General features: G+C 66.3%; 25 protein-coding genes and 1 riboswitch. Of the genes, 14 read left to right on the forward strand and 11 right to left on the reverse strand.

Features of this window, described 5'->3' with window-relative positions; genetic code table 11:
- Positions 1-33: 33 nt before the first annotated feature.
- From gmk to PPZ50_RS16385, 6 genes are all read right to left on the reverse strand, one after another.
- Entirely contained in the window at positions 34-696 is a 663-nt protein-coding gene (gene gmk / locus PPZ50_RS16360; RefSeq protein ID WP_066688570.1) for a guanylate kinase, read from the reverse strand.
- A 161-nt stretch (positions 697-857) separates the two neighbouring features.
- Positions 858-1,064 (reverse strand): hypothetical protein, encoded by a 207-nt coding sequence (locus PPZ50_RS16365; RefSeq protein WP_110152741.1) that lies wholly within the window; start codon positions 1,062-1,064, stop codon positions 858-860.
- The gene (locus PPZ50_RS16370; protein ID WP_066688568.1) at positions 1,061-1,279 is read right to left on the reverse strand and encodes a hypothetical protein; all 219 of its coding nucleotides are present in this window, start codon (positions 1,277-1,279) and stop codon (positions 1,061-1,063) included. Before PPZ50_RS16370 ends, PPZ50_RS16365 begins: the two co-directional genes overlap by 4 nt.
- A gap of 245 nt (positions 1,280-1,524) precedes the next feature.
- Entirely contained in the window at positions 1,525-2,910 is a 1,386-nt protein-coding gene (gene fumC / locus PPZ50_RS16375) for a class II fumarate hydratase (protein WP_272815531.1), read from the reverse strand.
- 22 nt (positions 2,911-2,932) lie between these two features.
- The gene (locus PPZ50_RS16380) at positions 2,933-3,349 is read right to left on the reverse strand and encodes a GNAT family N-acetyltransferase (RefSeq protein ID WP_066688564.1); all 417 of its coding nucleotides are present in this window, start codon (positions 3,347-3,349) and stop codon (positions 2,933-2,935) included.
- On the reverse strand, positions 3,346-3,828 hold the full coding sequence (locus PPZ50_RS16385; RefSeq protein ID WP_066688560.1) for an SspB family protein: 483 nt from the start codon (positions 3,826-3,828) through the stop codon (positions 3,346-3,348). The genes PPZ50_RS16380 and PPZ50_RS16385 overlap by 4 nt, the downstream gene beginning before the upstream one ends.
- Before the next feature lie 81 nt (positions 3,829-3,909).
- Here PPZ50_RS16385 and hisB point away from each other — a divergent pair, with 81 nt between their 5' ends.
- The 9 genes from hisB to PPZ50_RS16430 all read left to right on the forward strand — a co-directional run bounded on the left by hisB (position 3,910) and on the right by PPZ50_RS16430 (position 9,432).
- Positions 3,910-4,497, forward strand: a complete 588-nt coding sequence (gene hisB / locus PPZ50_RS16390) for an imidazoleglycerol-phosphate dehydratase HisB (protein ID WP_066688609.1) — start codon at positions 3,910-3,912, stop codon at positions 4,495-4,497.
- A 1-nt stretch (position 4,498) separates the two neighbouring features.
- Positions 4,499-4,804: a YciI family protein gene (locus PPZ50_RS16395; RefSeq protein ID WP_066688559.1), complete on the forward strand. Its 306-nt coding sequence runs from the start codon at positions 4,499-4,501 to the stop codon at positions 4,802-4,804.
- The gene (hisH, locus tag PPZ50_RS16400) at positions 4,801-5,400 is read left to right on the forward strand and encodes an imidazole glycerol phosphate synthase subunit HisH (RefSeq protein ID WP_272815532.1); all 600 of its coding nucleotides are present in this window, start codon (positions 4,801-4,803) and stop codon (positions 5,398-5,400) included. Before PPZ50_RS16395 ends, hisH begins: the two co-directional genes overlap by 4 nt.
- On the forward strand, positions 5,388-6,116 hold the full coding sequence (gene hisA, locus PPZ50_RS16405; protein WP_272815533.1) for a 1-(5-phosphoribosyl)-5-[(5-phosphoribosylamino)methylideneamino]imidazole-4-carboxamide isomerase: 729 nt from the start codon (positions 5,388-5,390) through the stop codon (positions 6,114-6,116). Before hisH ends, hisA begins: the two co-directional genes overlap by 13 nt.
- A complete protein-coding gene (gene hisF / locus PPZ50_RS16410) occupies positions 6,113-6,874 on the forward strand; it encodes an imidazole glycerol phosphate synthase subunit HisF (RefSeq protein WP_272815534.1) in 762 nt (253 codons plus the stop codon). Before hisA ends, hisF begins: the two co-directional genes overlap by 4 nt.
- 58 nt (positions 6,875-6,932) lie before the next feature.
- Positions 6,933-7,085, forward strand: a complete 153-nt coding sequence (locus tag PPZ50_RS16415) for a hypothetical protein (RefSeq protein WP_157092676.1) — start codon at positions 6,933-6,935, stop codon at positions 7,083-7,085.
- 1 nt (position 7,086) lies between these two features.
- Positions 7,087-7,404, forward strand: coding sequence for a phosphoribosyl-ATP diphosphatase (locus PPZ50_RS16420; protein ID WP_066688555.1), 318 nt, complete (start codon positions 7,087-7,089; stop codon positions 7,402-7,404).
- 4 nt (positions 7,405-7,408) lie between these two features.
- Entirely contained in the window at positions 7,409-7,786 is a 378-nt protein-coding gene (locus PPZ50_RS16425) for a histidine triad nucleotide-binding protein (protein WP_066688553.1), read from the forward strand.
- A 107-nt stretch (positions 7,787-7,893) separates the two neighbouring features.
- A complete protein-coding gene (locus PPZ50_RS16430) occupies positions 7,894-9,432 on the forward strand; it encodes an amino acid permease (RefSeq protein ID WP_272815535.1) in 1,539 nt (512 codons plus the stop codon).
- A gap of 81 nt (positions 9,433-9,513) precedes the next feature.
- Here PPZ50_RS16430 and PPZ50_RS16435 read toward each other — a convergent pair whose 3' ends face one another.
- Entirely contained in the window at positions 9,514-10,515 is a 1,002-nt protein-coding gene (locus PPZ50_RS16435; protein ID WP_272815536.1) for an adenosine kinase, read from the reverse strand.
- 136 nt (positions 10,516-10,651) lie between these two features.
- Here PPZ50_RS16435 and PPZ50_RS16440 point away from each other — a divergent pair, with 136 nt between their 5' ends.
- The 5 genes from PPZ50_RS16440 to PPZ50_RS16460 all read left to right on the forward strand — a co-directional run bounded on the left by PPZ50_RS16440 (position 10,652) and on the right by PPZ50_RS16460 (position 14,387).
- Complete coding sequence (locus tag PPZ50_RS16440) at positions 10,652-11,350, forward strand: EI24 domain-containing protein (RefSeq protein WP_272815537.1); 699 nt, start codon at positions 10,652-10,654, stop codon at positions 11,348-11,350.
- A complete protein-coding gene (locus tag PPZ50_RS16445; protein WP_272815538.1) occupies positions 11,343-11,720 on the forward strand; it encodes a hypothetical protein in 378 nt (125 codons plus the stop codon). The genes PPZ50_RS16440 and PPZ50_RS16445 overlap by 8 nt, the downstream gene beginning before the upstream one ends.
- A 131-nt stretch (positions 11,721-11,851) precedes the next feature.
- Positions 11,852-12,892, forward strand: coding sequence for a mannose-1-phosphate guanylyltransferase/mannose-6-phosphate isomerase (locus PPZ50_RS16450; RefSeq protein ID WP_272815838.1), 1,041 nt, complete (start codon positions 11,852-11,854; stop codon positions 12,890-12,892).
- Between the two features lie 55 nt (positions 12,893-12,947).
- A complete protein-coding gene (locus tag PPZ50_RS16455; protein WP_272815539.1) occupies positions 12,948-13,694 on the forward strand; it encodes an HAD-IIB family hydrolase in 747 nt (248 codons plus the stop codon).
- A 303-nt stretch (positions 13,695-13,997) separates the two neighbouring features.
- Complete coding sequence (locus PPZ50_RS16460) at positions 13,998-14,387, forward strand: ASCH domain-containing protein (protein ID WP_272815540.1); 390 nt, start codon at positions 13,998-14,000, stop codon at positions 14,385-14,387.
- 51 nt (positions 14,388-14,438) lie between these two features.
- On the opposite strand, the gene PPZ50_RS16465 is transcribed toward PPZ50_RS16460, so the two are convergent.
- From PPZ50_RS16465 to acnA, 4 genes are all read right to left on the reverse strand, one after another.
- On the reverse strand, positions 14,439-14,930 hold the full coding sequence (locus tag PPZ50_RS16465; protein WP_272815541.1) for a DUF523 domain-containing protein: 492 nt from the start codon (positions 14,928-14,930) through the stop codon (positions 14,439-14,441).
- On the reverse strand, positions 14,927-15,343 hold the full coding sequence (locus PPZ50_RS16470; RefSeq protein ID WP_272815542.1) for an NUDIX hydrolase: 417 nt from the start codon (positions 15,341-15,343) through the stop codon (positions 14,927-14,929). The genes PPZ50_RS16465 and PPZ50_RS16470 overlap by 4 nt, the downstream gene beginning before the upstream one ends.
- Before the next feature lie 127 nt (positions 15,344-15,470).
- Entirely contained in the window at positions 15,471-16,103 is a 633-nt protein-coding gene (locus PPZ50_RS16475) for a LysE family translocator (RefSeq protein WP_272815543.1), read from the reverse strand.
- A 17-nt stretch (positions 16,104-16,120) separates the two neighbouring features.
- A riboswitch (ZMP/ZTP riboswitch) is annotated at positions 16,121-16,201 on the reverse strand.
- Between the two features lie 212 nt (positions 16,202-16,413).
- Positions 16,414-19,089, reverse strand: a complete 2,676-nt coding sequence (gene acnA / locus PPZ50_RS16480) for an aconitate hydratase AcnA (RefSeq protein ID WP_272815544.1) — start codon at positions 19,087-19,089, stop codon at positions 16,414-16,416.
- Positions 19,090-19,216: the final 127 nt, after the last annotated feature.

Raw genomic sequence — 19,216 nt, forward strand, 5'->3', positions numbered from 1 at the left:
GTGACGTCCTTCTATCGAACGGTCAGCACGCCATCACTCGCCCGGGCCGCGCATCAGCTTGCGAATGAAGCCGATCACGCCGGTCTGGCGCGACCGGCGCAGGCGTTCGGCGGCGAGGATCGTCTGCACCTTGCGGAAGCAATCCTCGACATCGTCGTTGACCAGCACATAGTCATAGCCGTCCCAATGGCTGACCTCGGCCGCGGCGCGGGCCATGCGGCCCTCGATCACGTCCGCGCTGTCGGTGTTGCGCGACACCAGCCGCTGGCGCAGCTCGGCCATCGACGGCGGCAGGATGAAGACGCGCACCACATCGCCGCCGGCGATCTGGAACAATTGCTGCGCACCCTGCCAGTCGATATCGAACAGCACGTCCTTGCCGGCGCTCAGCATCGCTTCGACCGGCGCGCGCGGCGTGCCGTAGCGGTTGTCGAACACATGCGCCCATTCGAGGAATTCATGGTCGGCGACCATGCGGCGGAATTCCTCGAGATCGACGAAATGATATTCCTTGCCATCGGTTTCGCCCGGCCGGGGGGCGCGGGTGGTCGCCGATACCGACATGACCAGATCGTCCTCGGCGGCCAGCAGCTTGCGCGCAATGGTCGACTTGCCCGCGCCGGAGGGCGAGGACAGGACGAACAACACGCCGCGGCGCTTGAAACCGTGGAGGTCGGGGTCGGGCAGATGGCTCATGGACCGGCCTATTCGCGCGTACAGGCGGACGGCGTCAAGGGGCGACGGTACAAAGCCATCGCCCCTCGATCGGGTTCACACAGATGTGAAGGTCTGTCCGGCCGGTCGCGGGCGGCCCCGTCCGGCACCGGTCCGCCCGAGCCAGGCGGACCGGGTACGCGTCAGTAGCCGCGTCGCATCTTGTCCAGCTTGCGCCGGTCATAGGCCTTCTTGGCCACATAGCCGCCGCCCAGGATCATGCCCAGCGGCCCCATGCGGCGCATCGCGCTGCCCGCCAGCCAGCCCATCGCAGCACCCTTCGCACCACCACGTCCATCGCGGCGATCCATCTCACGCCCGACGAGCGCGCCGATAATCCGTCCGATCATGCTGCATCCTCCGTTTCGAAGAGTTGTTCCTTCAGTTCGGCGGCACCGCGCAGTACGGCCCAGCCGACCGCATAGGTTATCGCCATGGGCACGACGACTTTCAGTACATTGGCGACAATGGCACCCTTGATCGCACCATCGACGCTCGAATCGTCATCGCCGCTCATCTTGTCGATGGCCGCTCCGACCAATGCGCCTATCGTCGTCGCACCCATATTTTCCTCACCGAAGTTATACGGTTACAGCGCAGGAAGCGCCCGGATGTTCCCTGTCGGCGCACCATCGGCGCCACGCCCTCACCCCATCGCCGACGCCAAAGTTCACTAAGTTCACACTCACCGCGTTTTCGCAGCCTCGCGCGCCACGGCCGTCAAACAATGGCAAACCAACTCGGCACGACACTCCCCAGCAGGCAGCATGGCATTCGTCCGCCGTGTAGGAAAGCGGCCGGCGATAGCGGCTATCCGACCATCGTCTCCGGCCGGACCAGCCGGTCGAACGTCGCCTCGTCGACCAGTCCCAGCGCCAGTCCCGCCTCGCGCAGCGTCAGCCCTTCGCCATGGGCGTGTTTGGCGATCTTGGCGGCATTGTCATAGCCGATCTCGGGCGCCAGCGCGGTGACCAGCATCAGCGAGCGTTCGACCAGTTCGCCGATCCGCGCGCGGTTCGGTTCGATCCCGTCGACGCAGCGTGTCGCAAAGCTCGTCATGCCGATCGCCAGCAGGTCGATGGACCGCAGGACCGCCGCGCCGATCAGCGGCTTGAACACGTTCAGCTCCAGATGCCCCTGCATCCCCCCGACCGTCACCGACAGGTGATTGCCCATCACCTGCGCGGCGACCATCGTCAGCATCTCGCACTGGGTCGGGTTGACCTTGCCCGGCATGATCGAGCTGCCCGGTTCGTTGGCGGGCAGATCGATCTCGCCCAGCCCGGAGCGCGGGCCGGACCCCAGCAGGCGGATGTCGTTGGCGATCTTGGTCAGCGCAACGGCCAGCGTATTGAGCGTGCCCGACAGTTGCACGAGCGGGTCGTTCGACGCGAGAGCCTCGAACTTGTTGGGTGCGGTGACGAAGGCATGGCCGGTAATCGCCGCGATTTCCGCCGCAACCGCCTCGGCGAACCCCGCCGCGGCGTTAAGGCCGGTGCCGACCGCCGTGCCGCCCTGCGCCAGGCGCAACAGATCGCCTTCCGCCGATCGCAACCGGCGATAGGCGTCGCGCAACTGCGCGACATAGCCCGAAAACTCCTGACCCAGCGTCAGCGGCGTTGCGTCCTGCAAATGGGTGCGGCCGATCTTGACGATATCTGCCCAGTCCCGTGCCTTGGCCTCCAGCGATCCTGCGAGACGATCGAGCGCCGGGAGCAGGTCGCGGTTGAGCGCCACCACCGCCGCGACATGCAGCGCGGTGGGGAAGCTGTCGTTCGACGACTGGCCCTTGTTGACGTGATCGTTCGGATGGACCGGCGATTTGCCGCCGCGCTTGCCCGTCAGCGCTTCGTTGGCGCGGCCGGCGATGACTTCGTTGGCGTTCATGTTCGACTGGGTGCCGCTGCCGGTCTGCCAGATGACCAGCGGGAACTGGTCGTCGAGCCTGCCGGCGATCACCTCGCCCGCCGCCGCCTCGATCGCGTCGGCGAGTGTGGCGTCGAGGCCATGGGCACGGTTCACCCGCGCTGCCGCCTGCTTCACGATGGCGAGGGCATGGACGATGCCGATCGGCATTCGTTCGGACGGGGGGAACGGGAAATTCTCGATCGATCGTTCGGTCTGCGCGCCCCAGTAAGCGGCGGAGGGAACCTCGATCGCGCCGATCGAGTCGGTTTCGGTACGGGTATCGGTCATGCCGACAAAACCCGTGGCCGCGTCAGTCGATCCGTTTCGACAGGAAGAAGCGGCTATGCCCCGGCGGAAAATCGTCGATCGTGCCGAAATGACCGAACCCCAGCTTTTCGTAGAAGCCGCGCGCCTGGAAACTGAACGTGTCGAGCCACATGCCGATGCATCCTGCATCCCGCGCCAGCGTCTCGGCCCGCTGCATCAGCGCGCGGCCGATGCCCTGCCGCTTATGGTCGGGCGATACCGCCAGAAATTCGACGAACAGCCAGCGATAGCCGATCTTGCCCCACAGTCCGCCGGTGATCGTGCCGGCGTCGTCCCGGACGACGATCGCCACCTGCTGCCGTTCGGTCGGGCCGACCGAGGCTTCGTTATGCGCGACCAGGATGCGCAGGATCGCGTCGCGCTCGGCCTCGCCGGGCGAAGCGACGACCTCGATCGTCACTTCTTGCGCTTGAAATCCACCGCGACGACGTTCGACCCGTCCTCGCTGGTCGCGATCGGCGCGTCGTTTTCGGGCGGGTCGTGCGGTTCGGGTTCGTCGCCCGGCTCGTCATTCGCCTGAAAGCGCAGTTCGAAATTGACCGCGGGATCGTGGAAGCCGGTGATCGCGGCATAGGGAATGACGAGGGTCGACGGGATGCCGCCGAAGCTCAGGCCGACCGAAAAGCGTTCACCATCGACGGTCAGGTCCCAGAAACGGTGCTGGATGACGATCGTCATCTCGTCCGGAAACCGCTCGATCAGCCGCTTGGGGATGTCGACGCCGGGGGCCTGGGTCTTGAAGGTGATATAGAAGTGATGCTCGCCCGGCAGCGCGCCGGTGGCGGACACCTGCCCGAGGACGCGGCCGACGACGGCGCGCAGGGCTTCCTGGACGATCTCGTCATAGGGGATCAGGCTGTCGGCGACGGGCTGGCTCATAGCGCCTTGGGTAGCGGCGTTTGCCGGTCCGTCAAGATTCGTTGCGTTGCATGGGATGCGCCACACGCTATGGAGACGCCCATGCGCACCGCCACCATCGCCCGCACGACCAGCGAGACGTCGATTGACGTCACGGTCAATCTCGACGGTACCGGCATCTATGACGTGTCGACCGGGGTCGGATTCTTCGACCATATGCTCGAACAGCTGTCGCGGCATTCGCTGATCGACCTGACCGTGCGGACCAAGGGCGACCTGCATATCGATGCGCACCACACGGTCGAGGATACCGGCATCGCGATCGGCGAGGCGTTCGCCAAGGCGCTGGGCGACAAGCGCGGCATCCGCCGCTATGGCGACGCGCTGTCGCCGATGGACGAGACGCTGACCCGCGTGGCATTGGACATTTCCGGCCGTCCGTGGCTGGTGTGGAAGGTGCAGTTCACCCAGGCGCAGCTCGGCACGATGGATACCGAGATGTTCGGCCATTTCTGCCACAGCTTCGCGCAGGCAGCGGGCATCACGCTGCATGTCGAGACGCTCTACGGCACCAACAACCATCATATCGCCGAGAGCATCTTCAAGGGGCTGGCCCGCGCCCTGCGCACCGCGACCGAAATCGACCCGCGCAAGGCCGATGCCATCCCGTCGACCAAGGGAGTATTGTGACATGGTAGCCCGTCCGATGCAGCCGATGTGCCTGGCAATGCTGAGCTATGTGAAGCCGCTGGACGAGGTCGACGTCCACCGCGACGCGCATGTCGCGTGGATCAAGGCGGCGATGGACGAGGGCACGATGCTGCTGGCCGGGCGTCGCAACCCGCCGACCGGCGGCGTGCTGCTGTTCCGGGGGGAAGAAGACGCGGTGCGCGCGGTTGCCGAGACCGATCCGTTCGTGGTCAACGGCGTCGCCACGGTCGAGGTCGTCGCCTTCACCATGACGCTGGCGATGGACCAGATCGGCCAGCTGTTTTGATCGCACTGATCGATTACGGCGCGGGCAATCTCCAGTCGGTCGCCAATGCGCTGAAGGTAGCGGGTGCGGCCGATCTGGCGATCACCGCCGACCCGGATGCGGTCGCGAAGGCCGACCGGATCGTGCTGCCCGGCGTCGGCGCCTTTGCCGCGTGCATGAACGGGCTGACCGCGATCCCCGGCATGGTCGAGGCGATGCGGTCGCGGGTGCTGAACGGCGGCGTGCCGTTTCTGGGCGTGTGCGTCGGCATGCAGTTGTTGGCGACTACCGGCGAGGAGTTCGGCAGCCATGCCGGCCTCGGCTGGATCGAAGGCACCGTCCGGCGCCTGACCCCCGCCCCCGGCGTCACCGTGCCGCACATGGGCTGGAACGACGTGGTGCCGGTCCGCGAGCACCCGCTGCTGGTGCCCGGCGAAGCCTATTTCCTGCACAGCTATGCGTTCGAGGGCGAGGATGTACTGGCCACGACCGACCATGGCGGCCCGGTGACCGCGGCGATCGGCCGCGACAATATCCTCGGCGCGCAGTTCCACCCCGAAAAGAGCCAGCGCTACGGATTGGCGCTGCTGGAGAGGTTTCTCAAATGGCGTCCTTGACGGTTTTTCCGGCAATCGACCTCAAAGGCGGACAGGTCGTCCGTCTGGCCGAGGGCGATATGGACCGTGCCACGGTCTATGGCGACGATCCCGCGCATCAGGCGACGTTGTTTGCCGATGCCGGGGCGGATCATCTGCACGTCGTCGATCTGGACGGCGCCTTTGCGGGCCAGTCGGTCAATGGCGATGCGGTGGCGGGTATCCTCAAGGCGTTTCCAGGCCGGGTGCAGCTGGGCGGCGGCATCCGCAACCGCGCCAATGTCGACCGCTGGCTCGACCTCGGCGTCGCGCGGGTCGTGATCGGCACCGCCGCGCTGGAAGACCCCGATTTCGTGCGCGAAGCCGCCGCCGCCTGTCCGGGACGGATCGTGGTGGCGGTCGATGCGTGGGACGGCATGGTCGCGACGCGCGGCTGGGCGGATGTGTCGACGGTGTCGGTCACCGACCTCGCCCGCCGGTTCGAGGATGCCGGGGTGGCCGCCGTCCTGTTCACCGATGTCGGTCGCGACGGGATGTTGAAAGGTTGCAATGTCGAGGCGACGGCCGCGCTGGCCGCCGCCGTATCGATCCCGGTCATCGCCAGCGGCGGCGTGGCGGGGATCGAGGACATCCATGCGCTGAAGGGCAAGCCCGGCATCGAGGGCGTCATCACCGGCCGGGCGCTGTATGACGGTCGCCTCGACCTCGCCGAAGCGATCCGGGTCGCTGCCGCATGACGGTGCGGGCGCGGGTCATCCCCTGCCTCGACGTGCATGCCGGGCGGGTGGTGAAGGGCGTGAACTTCGTCGAACTGCGCGATGCGGGCGATCCGGTCGAGCAGGCGCGCGCCTATGATGCGGCGGGCGCGGACGAACTGACGTTCCTCGATATCGGCGCCAGCCATGAAGGGCGCGACACGATCATCGACGTGGTGCGGCGGACGGCGGAGGTGTGCTTCATGCCGCTGACCGTGGGGGGCGGCGTGCGATCGCCCGACGATGCCCGCGCGCTGCTGCTGGCCGGAGCGGACAAGGTTGCCGTCAATTCCGCCGCCGTGGCGCGGCCCGAACTGGTCGCCGACATCGCCGACCGCTTCGGCAGCCAGTGCGTCACCGCGTCGGTCGATGCCCGCCGGATCGACGGGCGCTGGGAAGTGTTCACCCATGGCGGTCGCCGCGCGACGGGGATCGATGCGGTCGAACATGCGCTGAAACTGGCCGAACTGGGTGCGGGCGAATTGCTGGTGACGTCGATGGACCGCGACGGGACGCGCGACGGCTATGACCTCGACCTGATCCGGACGATCGCCGACGCCGTGTCGGTGCCGGTGGTGGCGTCGGGCGGGGTCGGTACGCTCGACCATCTGGTCGCGGGCGTGACGCAGGGACATGCGAGCGCGGTGCTGGCGGCGTCGATCTTTCATTTCGGGGAAGCGTCGGTGGCGGACGCGCACGCCGCGCTGGCGGCGGCTGGGGTGCCGGTTCGCAGCCACTAAATCCTCCCCGCTCGCGGGGAGGATTTTCAGGCCTCGCAAAACCCCCTACAGCCGCCCCATGGCCACTACCGCCCTCGCCGCCCATTCGGGCATTGCGCCGCCCCGCGAAGGCTTTGCCTTTTCCGACGTCGCGACGTTCGTCGCCTTCGTCTTCATGGTGGTGCTGGCGCGGCGGGCGATCCGCAATCGGCAACGCAGGAACAGGGACTGACATGGACGCCTTCGACCGGCTCGAATCGGTGATCGCCAGCCGGATCGGCGGCGATCCCACCCAATCCTATGTCGCGAAGCTGCACGCGCGCGGCACGGCGAAGATCGCGCAGAAGGTCGGCGAGGAAGCGGTCGAATGCGTCATCGCGGCGTGCGGCAACGACCGCGCCGGGCTGATCGGCGAGGCCGCAGACCTGATATTCCACCTGACGCTGCTGCTGCAGACCCAGGGCATCGCGCTGGACGATGTCCGCGCTGAACTGACCCGCCGCGACGGGCTGTCGGGCATCGCTGAAAAAGCGTCCCGTCCCAAGGAGTAAGTCCATGCCGATCGACGCGACCCAGCCCTATGACGCCGACAATATCTTCGCCCGCATCCTGCGCGGGGAGATACCGGCCAAGCGGGTATATGAGGACGAACATGCCCTCGCCTTTCACGATATCGCCCCGCAGGCGCCGGTGCATGTGCTGGTGATCCCCAAGGGCGCTTATGTGTCGTGGGACGATTTTTCCGCCCGCGCACCCGATGCCGAAATCGCAGGATTCGTCCGCGCCGTGGGCCATGTCGCGCGCGAGCATGGGCTGGTCGAACCGGGCTATCGCCTGCTCGCCAATATCGGCGGACATGGCGGACAAGAGGTGCCGCACCTGCACGTCCATCTCTTCGGCGGCGCGCCGCTGGGACCGATGCTGGCGAGATAGGACAGCTTTATTGCACGAAAGGAATTGCGCGGGGCGGATTTGCGGGTAGGTTTACGCCTTTGTAATCTCGCGGCCCCGCAAGAAGGCGCCGCGTTTGGGGGGCCTGCATGATTTTTGGCCGTATCAAGCCACTCGATGCGATCCTTGCGACCGCAGAGAAGAAATCGCTTACCCGCACCCTGGGTGCGTTCCAGCTGACCATGCTGGGCGTCGGCGCCATCATCGGCACCGGCATCTTCGTTCTGACCGCCGAAGCCGCGCAGAAGGCGGGACCAGGCATGATGATTTCGTTCATCATCGCCGGCCTCGTCTGCGCGGTCGCCGCCCTGTGCTACGCCGAAATGTCGTCGATGGTCCCGGTATCGGGATCGGCCTATACCTACAGCTATGCCGTCATGGGCGAGATGCTGGCCTGGATGGTCGGCTGGGCGCTGGTGCTCGAATATGCCGTTGCCGCCGGCGCCGTTTCGGTCGGCTGGTCGGGCTATTTCGTCGGGTTGCTCAGGGAATTTGCCGGCATCGACCTGCCCACTGCGCTGACGCTCGGCCCGATCGATGGCGGCATCATCAACGTGCCGGCCTTCATCATCGCGCTGCTCGTCACCTGGCTGCTGGTGATCGGAACCAAGGAATCGGCGTTCATCAACGCGATCCTCGTCGCGGTCAAGATCGGTGCGCTGATCCTGTTCTGCGCGCTGGCGCTGCCGGTGATGCAGTCGAAGAATTTCGAGCCGTTCGCGCCGTTGGGCTTCGGCGGCATTTCCGCCGCCGCCGCGTCGATCTTCTTCGCCTATGTCGGGTTCGACGCGGTGTCGACCGCGGCCGAGGAGACGAAAAACCCGCAACGCAACATGCCGATCGGCCTGATCGGCAGCCTTGCCATCTGCACCATCTTCTACATTCTCGTCGCTGCCGGCGTCATCGGCACCGTCGGCGCACAGCCGCTGGTCGATGCGGCGGGCAAGGGCATCGCGCCGGGCAGCACCGAATTGGCGGCTGCCTGCGCCAATATCGGCAGCCAGGCCGTCGTCTGCTCGAAGGAAGCGCTGGCATGGACGCTGCGCGAGATCGGCTGGCAGCAGGTCGGCAACCTGATCGGCCTCGCCGCCGGGCTGGCGCTGCCCAGCGTCGTGCTGATGATGATGTTCGGCCAGACACGCATCTTCTTCGTGATGAGCCGTGACGGTCTGCTCCCGGCCAAGCTGTCGAAGGTGCACCCGAAATACGGCACGCCGCACGTGGTGACGATCATCACCGGCGTGTTCGTCGCCTTCTTCGCCGCGCTGTTCCCGGTCGGGGCGCTGGCCGATATCTCGAACTCGGGCACGTTGTTCGCCTTCGCCATGGTCGCGATCGCGGTGCTGGTGCTGCGCAAGACCGATCCGAACCGTCGTCGCCCGTTCCGCACGCCGGCGGTCATGGTCGTCGCTCCGCTGGCGGTCGCCGGCTGCATCTACCTGTTCTTCAGCCTGTCCTTCTACACGCTCGCGCTGTTCTTCGGCTGGGCGTTCTTCGGGCTGCTGGTGTATTTCGGCTATAGCCGCTCGCGCAGCCATGTCGGGCGCGGCATCGTCGACACCCATGAGGACGATGCGGGCGTTCCGCCCCTGCCGGTGCCGCCGCTGCCGGGCAGTCCCAAGGACTGATCGGCAACGACGCTTCGATACAGGAAGGGCCGGGGAATCGCTTCCCCGGCCCTTTCTTTTTGTCGGTGATGGATAGGCGGATCAGCCGTCCAGCTTGTCGGCCATCAGCTTCGTCAGGTCGACCTCGGGACGCGCGCCATAGTGCGAGATGATCTCGGCGGCGCACAGCGCACCCAGCTTCAGCGAGCGTTCGATGTCATACCCATGCGACTGGCCGTGCAGGAAACCGGCGGCGAACAGGTCGCCCGCGCCGGTCGTGTCGACCACGCGCTCGATCGGCTGCGCGGGCACGCTGGTCCGCTTGCCCTCCGTCACCGCGATCGCGCCATGTTCGCCGCGCGTGACGACCAGCACCGGCACCTGGCTCGCGATCTTGTCCACTGCCGCGTCGAAATCCTCGACCTGCGCCAGCGCGAGCAGTTCGTTCTCGTTGGCGAACAGGATGTCGACCTGCCCCTCGGCGATCAGCGCGCGGAAGTCGTCGCCGTGGCGCGAGATGCAGAAGGTGTCCGACAGGGTGAAGGCGACCTTGCGCCCGGCATCGCGTGCGATGCGGATGCCGGCGCGCATCGCGGCGCGCGGCTCTTCCGGGTCCCACAGATAGCCTTCGAGATACAGGATCGCGCCGCTGGCGATCAGGTCGGCATCGAGCGCCGCTTCGGGCAGGAACTGCGACGCGCCGAGAAAGGTGTTCATCGTGCGCTGCCCGTCAGGCGTGACGAAGATCATGCAGCGCGCGGTCGCCGGCTCGCCCGCACGCACAGCGGTGTCGAAGCGGACGCCGGCGGCGCGGATGTCATGGGCGAACACCGCCCCCAGCTGATCGTCGGCGACCTGGCCGATGAAGCCGGTCTTGCCGCCCAGCGCGGCGATGCCGGCAACGGTGTTGGCGGCCGACCCGCCCGACACTTCGCGGCCCGGGCCCATCTTGGCATAGAGCGCGTCGGCATCGGCCGGCGAGAAGACGAGCTGCATCGACCCCTTGGTCATGCCCTCCGCTGCGAGGAACGCGTCGTCGGACTGGGCAAGGATATCGACGATGGCGTTGCCGATCGCAACGACGTCGAGCGTGGGCTGGGTCAATCAAGGTCTCCGAAGAATATCGCCCGGCGACGTCGCGCGGACATTGGTTCGGGCGTTAGCCAGCGGCGCGCGCGCTAGCAAGCGGCAGCCCGGTCGGGCGTTGACGCGCCCTCCTTGCGCCACCATCGTCGGGTGCATGATCGAGAGCTTTTTCCTGTCCGTCGCGCAGCTTGGCGACCGTGCGTTCCTGCGGGTGCTGGCCAAGTCGCTGGCGCTCACCCTGGTCCTGCTGGCGCTGGTCGGTGCCGGGCTCGCGTGGGGGGCGCATTGGGCGGTGGCGGACTGGTTCGTGATGGGCGACGATGCCGGCACGCTGGCCGTGATCGCCGCCGTCATCGTCGCGATCGGCCTCGCCTGGCTGCTGTTCCGCATCGTCGCCATCGCCGTGATCGGCCTGTTCGCCGACGAGGTGGTCGAGGCGGTCGAGGCGAAACATTATCCCGCCGCGCTGGCGACCGCGCGCCCGGTGCCGCTCGGCCGGTCGATGGCGATGGGGGGCAAGTCGGTCCTGCGCACCGTGGCGGTGAACCTGTTCTTCGTACCGCTCTACCTGCTGCTGCTCGCCACCGGCATCGGCACGGCGGCCGTGTTCTTCGTCGTCAATGGTTGGCTGCTGGGGCGCGACCTGTCCGACATGGTCGCGGCACGCCACCTTCCCGCAGCGGCGATGCCCGCCGAACGTTCGGCCAGCGGCGGTCGGCGGTTTCTTCTGGGACTGGTGGGAACCGGATTGCTGTTGATACCGTTTGTGAATTTCGTTGCGCCGCTGATCGGCGCCGCGATGGCGACGCATGGCTTTCATCGACGCCGGGGCAAGGGGGTTGGGAATGCGTAGCGTTGGGATCAGCGTGGGCCTGGCGCTGGCCGTGTCCGCCTGTGCCACGCCCGGTCCCGTCGTGCGTCAGAACGCCCTGCCGACCCCGCCTCGCCCGAGCTATGGCACGGTCGGGCTGGAACGGGTGATGGGGCAGAACGCCAATGCGCTGACCCAATTGTTCGGCCAGCCGTTGCTCGACCTGACCGAAGGGGCCGGTCGCAAGCTGCAGTTCGGCTCCAACATCTGCGTCCTCGACGCCTATCTCTATGCCCCGCAGCAAGGCGGAGTCCCCGTCGTCCGCCATGTCGACGCACGCCAGCGCAGCGGTGCGCCGATCGACCGCGCCAGTTGCGTCGCGGCATTGACCCGGCGCGACGGCGGACGTTGACTTCCAATAATGCTGCGCTTGCGAAACAAAATGCCGTTTGTTAAGGCGGGCTCAGTAATAATGGATTGCTGCGTCGCGGTAATTCTTGACGGCCTTGCTTTCCAACTTCTTGTACAGGAACCTGCTTGACCATGCCGACGATCGTACCCGTGATCCTTTCCGGCGGTTCGGGCACCCGCCTGTGGCCGATGTCGACCCCGGAAACGCCCAAGCAGATGCTGGCGCTGACCGCCGAGGCGACGATGCTGCAGCTGACCGCCCAGCGCGCGGTCGGCGACGAATTCGGTGCGCCGATCATCGTGGCCAATGCCCGCCATGCCGACATGATCGACGAACAGCTGCGCGCGGTCGATGCCACGCCCAGCGCGCTGATCCTCGAACCGGCCGGCCGCAACACCGCGCCCGCCATCGCGCTGGCCGCACTGGCCGCCGGGACGCCCGATGCCGTGCTGCTGGTCATGCCGTCGGACCATGTGATCACCGACGTGCCGGCATTCCATGCCGCCGTACAGCGCGCGCTGCCCAAGGTGCAGGACGGCTGGCTCGCGACCTTCGGCATCTCGCCCGACGCGCCGGAAACCGGCTATGGCTGGATCCAGGCCGGCGAGGAGATTGCCGAGGGCGTCCACCGCGTCGCGCGCTTCGTCGAAAAGCCGCCGCTCGACGCGGCGCAGGCGATGCTGGCGGCCGGCGACCATGTGTGGAACGGCGGCATCTTCCTGTTCCGCGCCGACCGCTATCTGGCGGAACTGGGCCAGCATGAGCCGGAGATGCTGGCGGCGTGCGAGCGGGCGATGGACAAGGCCGAGCGTAGCGGCAACCGCGTCGCCCCCGACGCCGCCGCCTTTGCCGAGGCACCGTCGCAGTCGATCGACTATGCCGTGATGGAAAAGGCCGATCGTGTCGCCGTCGTGCCGGTCGCGATGGGCTGGAACGATCTCGGCAGCTGGGACGCGCTGCACGCGATCAGCGAGCGCGACGAGACCGGCAATGCGCATCGCGGCGAAGTGCTGGCGATCGACACCCGCGACTGCCTGGTGCGGACCGACGGCGTCCGCATCCGCATGGTCGGCGTGTCGGACCTGATCGTCGTCGCCAGCGGCAACGACATCCTGATCCTGCCGCGCGGCCAGAGCCAGAGCGTCAAGAAGCTGGTCGAAGCGCTCAAATAATCCCGGACGGGCGGCGCGGACGTCGCCCGTTCCCTCTATTCCCGCGGAGTACGACATGAAGCAACTGGTAGCCTTCGACCTCGACGGCACGCTGGCCGAAAGCAAGCAGCAGCTGACCGAGCCGATGGGCGAGGCGCTGGCCGACCTGTTGGGCGTCGCGCATGTCGCGATCATTTCCGGCGGCGACTGGCCGCAGTTCGAAAAGCAGGTGGCGACCCGCCTGCCCGCGCGTGCCGACCTGTCGCGGCTGTGGATGATGCCGACCAGCGGCACCAAGCTGTACACTTATGGCGACGGCCGCTGGAACACGGTCTATGCCGACCTGTTCGACGACGCGACCAAGACCAAGATTCTCGAGGCGTTCGACGCCGCGCTGGAGGCGACCGGCTTCGTCCCCGAACAGACCTGGGGCGAGCGGATCGAGGATCGCGGCAGCCAGATCACCTTCTCGGCACTCGGTCAGCAGGCCCCGATCGATGCCAAGGAACATTGGGACCCCAAGTTCGAGAAGCGCAAGATCATCCAGGCCGACCTGAAGCAGCGCCTGCCCGGCCTGTCGATCAACATGGGCGGTGCCACGTCGATCGACATCACCAAGGAAGGCGTCGACAAGGCCACCGGCCTCGCCAAGCTGGCCGATATCAGCGGCATCGCCACCGACGACATGCTGTTCATCGGCGACGCGATCTTCCCCGGCGGCAATGACTACGCGCCCAAGGCGGCGGGGATGGACACGGTCAAGATTCGCGACCCGCAGGAAACGCTGGCCGTGATCGAGGCGATCGTCGCCTGCCAGAAGTGACGCCGATCCCCCTGCCCCGCTGCGTGCGGGGCGGGGGTTTGCGGTCCAAAGTTCACTAAGTTCACACTCGCGCGGTGTTTGCGCGTCACCATGGTGTCCCCGGTAAGCGGTTGCATGGTTTCACGGTTTCAAAAAGCCGGCCGGATCATGGCATGGGCGTGCGGCTGTAGGAAAGCCGGCTGCTTTCCCCTGACGTTCATGCACATCGACGCGACGGCCTTCGCGGCACATTTTCGTTTTCGGGAAGGGCAATGCGCCCTACCCTGATTGACGCGGGCAGAGTGCGTCTTTCTATCTGAACGCATGAAAGCATTGTCGATTGTCGCGCCGGGTGGGGGTCACATTGCCACTGGTAGGAAGACGTTGGAAATTCGGCGCTGGATGCCGGATTTGATGCCGAACGATGATCTTGTGATCGTCGAGAACGGAATTTTCCTGAATGTCGACGGGGAGGAGGATCGCGATGGTCGTATCGTCGCGGTCGTTCGTGTGGCCGGTGTTCGCCCCTTTCTACAGACTGATGTGAAGCCGGCCTGTGCCAACTATTTCGAGGAGGGCTGGCTTGCATGGGAGTTGGCTGATGTGCGCCCGGCCTCGTCATCCCGCATGGTGCGGGCTGCTCGGGGCATCTACGAACTGGAGCTTCCGGACGACATGTCCATCGGGGGCGTAGTTGCGTCCAACAGCCGATAGGCATTGGCTTCCGCGTTCCCCCCCCCGTTCGACAATGCGCGATCGCCTACCTCACCCATCGAGCGCTGCTGCGAGAGCCGAAATTTCCGCCGGTGAAAATACGGCAATCCCTTGCTGTCGGAGCAGGGCCGCCGTCACGCCCTCACCCGCAATCCGGCGACCCTCGAAGCTGCCGTCATAGATGAAGCTGCCGCCACAGGACGGACTTCCATCCGTCAGGAGGGCGTGTCTGCAATCGTGCCGGACAGCATGTTCAAGCGCGATCCGCGCGCCGGCGAGATAGGCTTCGGTCACGTCATTGCCACCCGCCTCGACGATGCGACCGGCCCGTTCGATGACCGCTGCTCCGCTCGCCCCACCCGCTATCTCCGCTGGCGGTCGGGGTGTCGGTAATCCCGCCATGACCTCCGGGCACACCGACACGACGCGGCCTTCGCTGATCCAGCGGTCCAGCAGCGTGTCATGGAGGGTCTTCGCCGCACCATCATATCGCACCGGCCTGCCAAGGAGGCACGCGCTGACCAGTATCTTGGGGAGCGTCATGCGTCCGCCGCGAGCGCAGAGAACAGGGGCAGCACATGGTCCCTGGTCAGCGGCGCCAGCGGCATCGCCTCCGCCGTCGCCAGGTCCGCCCAAACGGCCTCCTCGATCTCAAGGCTCGGTGCCGGATCCTGTGCGAAACGGACATGGAATAGGTCTGTCCGAACCGATCGCCCCGGCTCGTTCGCGGCCGGCGCGGTGAAACAGCCCAGATGCCGCGGCATCGCCCGATCGACGGAAAAGCCGATTTCCTCGCGCAGTTCGCGGCAGAGGGCGTCGACCGGCGCTTCCCCCGCCTCGATCTTTCCGCCGGCCTGCATGAACCACGTCGTACCGGCCTTGCGGACCAGCAGCGTTCGCCCGTCTCCGTCATCGATCAGGGCGGCAGCGATCCGGATGGTGTCGGCGTCGGGCATGGACCGTTCATTGCGCTGGCGGACCAAAACGGCAAGCGCGAAGGCGTGACGCGGCATTCCCGTTCCCCGTTCCCGAAAGGAGCGCTTCCCGCGCCGGGCGAAGCCGGTGGAGCGGCGCCATTTCGACCTAGCGCCGCGCCTCCGTTGCCATCCTGACGGCCAGCCCGGCCAGGACGGTCCCCATCACCCAGCGCTGGACCAGCGCGAATGTCGGGCGCTGCGTCAGGAACATGGCGATCGACGCGGCCGAAACCGCGATCAGGGCGTTGACGAAGACGCTGATGACGATCTGGACGCTTCCCAGAACCAATGCCTGGCCCAGGATACTGCCCTTCGCAGGGTCGATGAACTGCGGCAGGAGGGAGAGGTACATCACCGCGATCTTGGGGTTCAGCAGGTTGGTCAGGAAGCCCATCAGGAACAGCTTGCGCGGACTATCGGCCGGCAAGTCCTTGACCTGGAACGGCGAGCGTCCGCCGGGGCGCACCGCCTGCCACGCCAGCCACAGCAGGTAGAGGGCGCCCGCGACGCGGATGGTGTCATAGGCATAGGGCACCGCCAGCACGAGCGCGGTGATCCCGAAGGCGGCGCACAGCATGTAGAAGACGAAGCCGAGCGCGACACCGCCGAGCGAAATCAGGCCGGCGGTCCTGCCCTGACAGATCGACCGGGAGATCAGATAGACCATGTTCGGCCCCGGCGTCAGGACCATGCCGAGGGCGATGGCGGCGAAGGTCAGCACGCTGGCAAGCTCGGGCATCTGCTTTCCCCATATCGGAAGGATGCCCAGACGCGCGGCCGATGCCCCCGCGCTCCCCGATGGTGGCCCATCTTTCAGCGTCAGTTGCGCGAGACGTGGAATGTTAGAGCCGTCATCGGCGATCTGTAAAGCCAAGTTGGTTGCGACCGCACGCGCGTTGCTTCTCGCCATCGGCAAGTTCCGGGAACGCGACCGCCTTCTCTATCCGGCATCGTCTTCGCTAGCCGCGCTCCGCTGCGCACCCCAACGAAAAAGGCCGCGCCTCCCATGTCGGAAGACGCGGCCCTTGTCGGCCGTCGCGGGCTACCGCTTACGCGGCCAGCTTGCGCAGCACATATTGCAGGATGCCGCCGTTCAGGAAATATTCCAGCTCGTTGACGGTATCGATGCGGCACTTGGTCAGGAAGGTTTCGGTCGTGCCGTCGGCGCGGACCATGATGACTTCGACGTCCTGACGCGGGCGCAGGTTGGCGACGCCCTGGATCGTGAAGGTTTCGTCGCCAGTCAGGCCGAGGGTCTGACGGGTCACGCCCTCGGCGAACTGCAGCGGCAGCACGCCCATGCCGACGAGGTTCGAACGGTGGATACGCTCGAAGCTTTCGGTGATGACCGCGCGGACGCCGAGCAGGTTGGTGCCCTTCGCCGCCCAGTCGCGCGACGAGCCGGTGCCATATTCCTTGCCCGCGATCACGACCAGCGGGGTGCCGTCGGCCTTGTGGCGCATCGCCGCGTCATAGATCGGCATGACCTCGCCGTCATAGCGGCTCATGCCGCCTTCGACGCCGGGTACCATTTCGTTCTTGATGCGGATGTTGGCGAAGGTGCCGCGGACCATGACATTGTCGTTGCCGCGGCGCGCGCCGTAGGAGTTGAAGTCGGCGCGCGACACCTGCCGCTCCATCAGCCACTTGCCCGCCGGGCTGTCCGCCTTGATCGAACCCGCCGGCGAGATGTGGTCGGTGGTGATCGAATCGCCGAGGATCGCCAGCGGCTTCGCCTCGATGATGTCGGCGATCGGGTTCGGCGTCATCGCCAGCCCGTCGAAATAGGGCGGGTTGGCGATATAGGTGCTGCTGGTCGGCCACTTATAGGTGTCCGAACCCTCGACCGAGATGCCGGCCCAATGCTTGTCGCCGGCATAGACATTGCCATAGCGCGCACGGAACATGCCGTCGTCGATATTGGCGGCCATCAGGTCGGCGACCTCTTCGTTCGACGGCCAGATGTCCTTGAGATAGACGTCCTGCCCGTCCGAACCCTGCCCGATCGGGGTGGTGACCATGTCCTCGGTCACGGTGCCCTTCAGCGCGTACGCCACGACGAGCGGCGGCGAGGCGAGGAAGTTGGCGCGGACATCGGCCGACACGCGGCCTTCGAAGTTGCGGTTGCCCGACAGGACCGACGCGGCGACGATGTCGTTGCCGTTGATCGCCGCCGAGATCGGTGCGGCGAGCGGACCCGAATTGCCGATGCAGGTGGTGCAGCCATAGCCGACGAGGTTGAAGCCGACCGCGTCGAGATCCTGGGTCAGCCCCGCCTTGTCGAGATAGTCGGTGACGACCTGCGAACCCGGCGCCAGCGAGGTCTTGACCCACGGCTTGGGCTTCAGGCCCAGCTTGTTCGCCTTGCGCGCGACGAGGCCGGCGGCGACCAGCACCGACGGGTTCGACGTGTTGGTGCAGCTGGTGATCGCGGCGATCACGACGTCGCCGTCGCCGATGTCATGGCCTTCGCCATCGACCGCGACGCGCTTGGCCGAATCCTTCTTGTAGACCTTGGCGAGGTCGGCGTTGAACACGTCGTCGACGCTGGGCAGTTCGACGCGGTCCTGCGGACGCTTGGGACCGGCGAGCGACGGCACGACGGTCGACATGTCGAGTTCGAGCGTGTCGGTGAAGATCGGGTCGACCGCATTCTCGTCGCGCCAGAAGCCGTTGGCCTTGGCATAGGCTTCGGTCAGCGCGATCACTTCCTCGGGACGCGCGGTCAGGCGCATATAGTCGATCGTCTTGTCATCGACCGGGAAGAAGCCGCAGGTCGCGCCATATTCCGGCGCCATGTTGGCGATCGTCGCACGGTCGGCGAGCGTCATCGACGACAGACCCGGACCGTAGAATTCGACGAAGCGGCCGACCACGCCCTTGGCGCGCAGCATCTGCGTGACGGTCAGCACGAGATCGGTGGCGGTGATGCCTTCCTGCAGCTTGCCGGTCAGCTTGAAGCCGACGACCTCGGGGATCAGCATCGACACCGGCTGGCCGAGCATCGCGGCTTCCGCCTCGATGCCGCCCACGCCCCAACCGAGCACACCGAGGCCGTTGACCATCGTCGTATGGCTGTCGGTGCCGACCAGCGTGTCGGGATAGGCGATCGTGCCGCTGCCATCGGTCGATTCCGACGACCACACCGCCTGCGCGACGTATTCGAGGTTCACCTGGTGGCAGATGCCGGTGCCCGGCGGTACGACCGAGAAATTGTCGAGCGCCTTCGAACCCCATTTCAGGAATTCATAGCGTTCGATGTTGCGCTTATATTCCAGCTCGACATTCTCTTCCGCCGCGGTCGGCGTGCCGAATTCGTCGACCATCACTGAGTGGTCGATCACGAGGTGGACGGGGACCTGCGGGTTGATCTTGCCCGCGTCGCCGCCGAGCGTGGTGATCGCGTCGCGCATCGCCGCCAGATCGACGACGCAGGGAACGCCGGTGAAGTCCTGCATCAGCACGCGCGCCGGGCGATACTGGATCTCGCGGTCCGACCGGGCATCCTTCTGCCAGTCGACGATCGCCTGCGCATCCTCTTGCGTGACGGTCACGCCGTCTTCGAAGCGGAGCATGTTCTCCAGCAGCACCTTCATCGAGAAGGGCAGCCGCGACACGTCGCCGAGCTTGGCCGACGCCTTGGCCAGCGAATAATAAGAATAGGTCTTGCCGCCGACAGTAAGCGTGTCGCGGGTGCCGAGCGTGTCCTGGCCAATGGCGGTCATGCGGGTCCTTCCCAGTTGGTCATGGCAGCCCGGCCCGGACGGAGCGGCGTATCCGCTCGCAAGGCCCGCCGCACATGCGAATACGAGCGATAACCGCTGCGCCTTAGCAACCGTGGGCACCGGGGGG

The sequence above is a fragment of the Sphingomonas hankookensis genome (assembly GCF_028551275.1).
GTDB classification, from domain to species: Bacteria; Pseudomonadota; Alphaproteobacteria; order Sphingomonadales; family Sphingomonadaceae; genus Sphingomonas; species Sphingomonas hankookensis_A.

Coding starts and splice junctions, on each gene's coding strand:
- hisF (WP_272815534.1), top strand. CDS start 6,113: ATGACGGTGCGGGCGCGGGTCATCCCCTGCCTCGACGTGCATGCCGGG.
- acnA (WP_272815544.1), bottom strand. CDS start 19,089: ATGACCGCCATTGGCCAGGACACGCTCGGCACCCGCGACACGCTTACT.
- PPZ50_RS16445 (WP_272815538.1), top strand. CDS start 11,343: ATGCGTAGCGTTGGGATCAGCGTGGGCCTGGCGCTGGCCGTGTCCGCC.
- PPZ50_RS16415 (WP_157092676.1), top strand. CDS start 6,933: ATGGCCACTACCGCCCTCGCCGCCCATTCGGGCATTGCGCCGCCCCGC.
- PPZ50_RS16420 (WP_066688555.1), top strand. CDS start 7,087: ATGGACGCCTTCGACCGGCTCGAATCGGTGATCGCCAGCCGGATCGGC.
- PPZ50_RS16460 (WP_272815540.1), top strand. CDS start 13,998: ATGAAAGCATTGTCGATTGTCGCGCCGGGTGGGGGTCACATTGCCACT.
- PPZ50_RS16475 (WP_272815543.1), bottom strand. CDS start 16,103: ATGCCCGAGCTTGCCAGCGTGCTGACCTTCGCCGCCATCGCCCTCGGC.
- PPZ50_RS16455 (WP_272815539.1), top strand. CDS start 12,948: ATGAAGCAACTGGTAGCCTTCGACCTCGACGGCACGCTGGCCGAAAGC.
- PPZ50_RS16465 (WP_272815541.1), bottom strand. CDS start 14,930: ATGACGCTCCCCAAGATACTGGTCAGCGCGTGCCTCCTTGGCAGGCCG.
- PPZ50_RS16365 (WP_110152741.1), bottom strand. CDS start 1,064: ATGATCGGACGGATTATCGGCGCGCTCGTCGGGCGTGAGATGGATCGC.
- PPZ50_RS16450 (WP_272815838.1), top strand. CDS start 11,852: ATGCCGACGATCGTACCCGTGATCCTTTCCGGCGGTTCGGGCACCCGC.
- PPZ50_RS16395 (WP_066688559.1), top strand. CDS start 4,499: ATGGTAGCCCGTCCGATGCAGCCGATGTGCCTGGCAATGCTGAGCTAT.
- PPZ50_RS16370 (WP_066688568.1), bottom strand. CDS start 1,279: ATGGGTGCGACGACGATAGGCGCATTGGTCGGAGCGGCCATCGACAAG.
- PPZ50_RS16385 (WP_066688560.1), bottom strand. CDS start 3,828: ATGAGCCAGCCCGTCGCCGACAGCCTGATCCCCTATGACGAGATCGTC.
- PPZ50_RS16430 (WP_272815535.1), top strand. CDS start 7,894: ATGATTTTTGGCCGTATCAAGCCACTCGATGCGATCCTTGCGACCGCA.
- hisA (WP_272815533.1), top strand. CDS start 5,388: ATGGCGTCCTTGACGGTTTTTCCGGCAATCGACCTCAAAGGCGGACAG.
- PPZ50_RS16470 (WP_272815542.1), bottom strand. CDS start 15,343: ATGCCCGACGCCGACACCATCCGGATCGCTGCCGCCCTGATCGATGAC.
- gmk (WP_066688570.1), bottom strand. CDS start 696: ATGAGCCATCTGCCCGACCCCGACCTCCACGGTTTCAAGCGCCGCGGC.
- fumC (WP_272815531.1), bottom strand. CDS start 2,910: ATGACCGATACCCGTACCGAAACCGACTCGATCGGCGCGATCGAGGTT.
- hisB (WP_066688609.1), top strand. CDS start 3,910: ATGCGCACCGCCACCATCGCCCGCACGACCAGCGAGACGTCGATTGAC.
- PPZ50_RS16440 (WP_272815537.1), top strand. CDS start 10,652: ATGATCGAGAGCTTTTTCCTGTCCGTCGCGCAGCTTGGCGACCGTGCG.
- PPZ50_RS16425 (WP_066688553.1), top strand. CDS start 7,409: ATGCCGATCGACGCGACCCAGCCCTATGACGCCGACAATATCTTCGCC.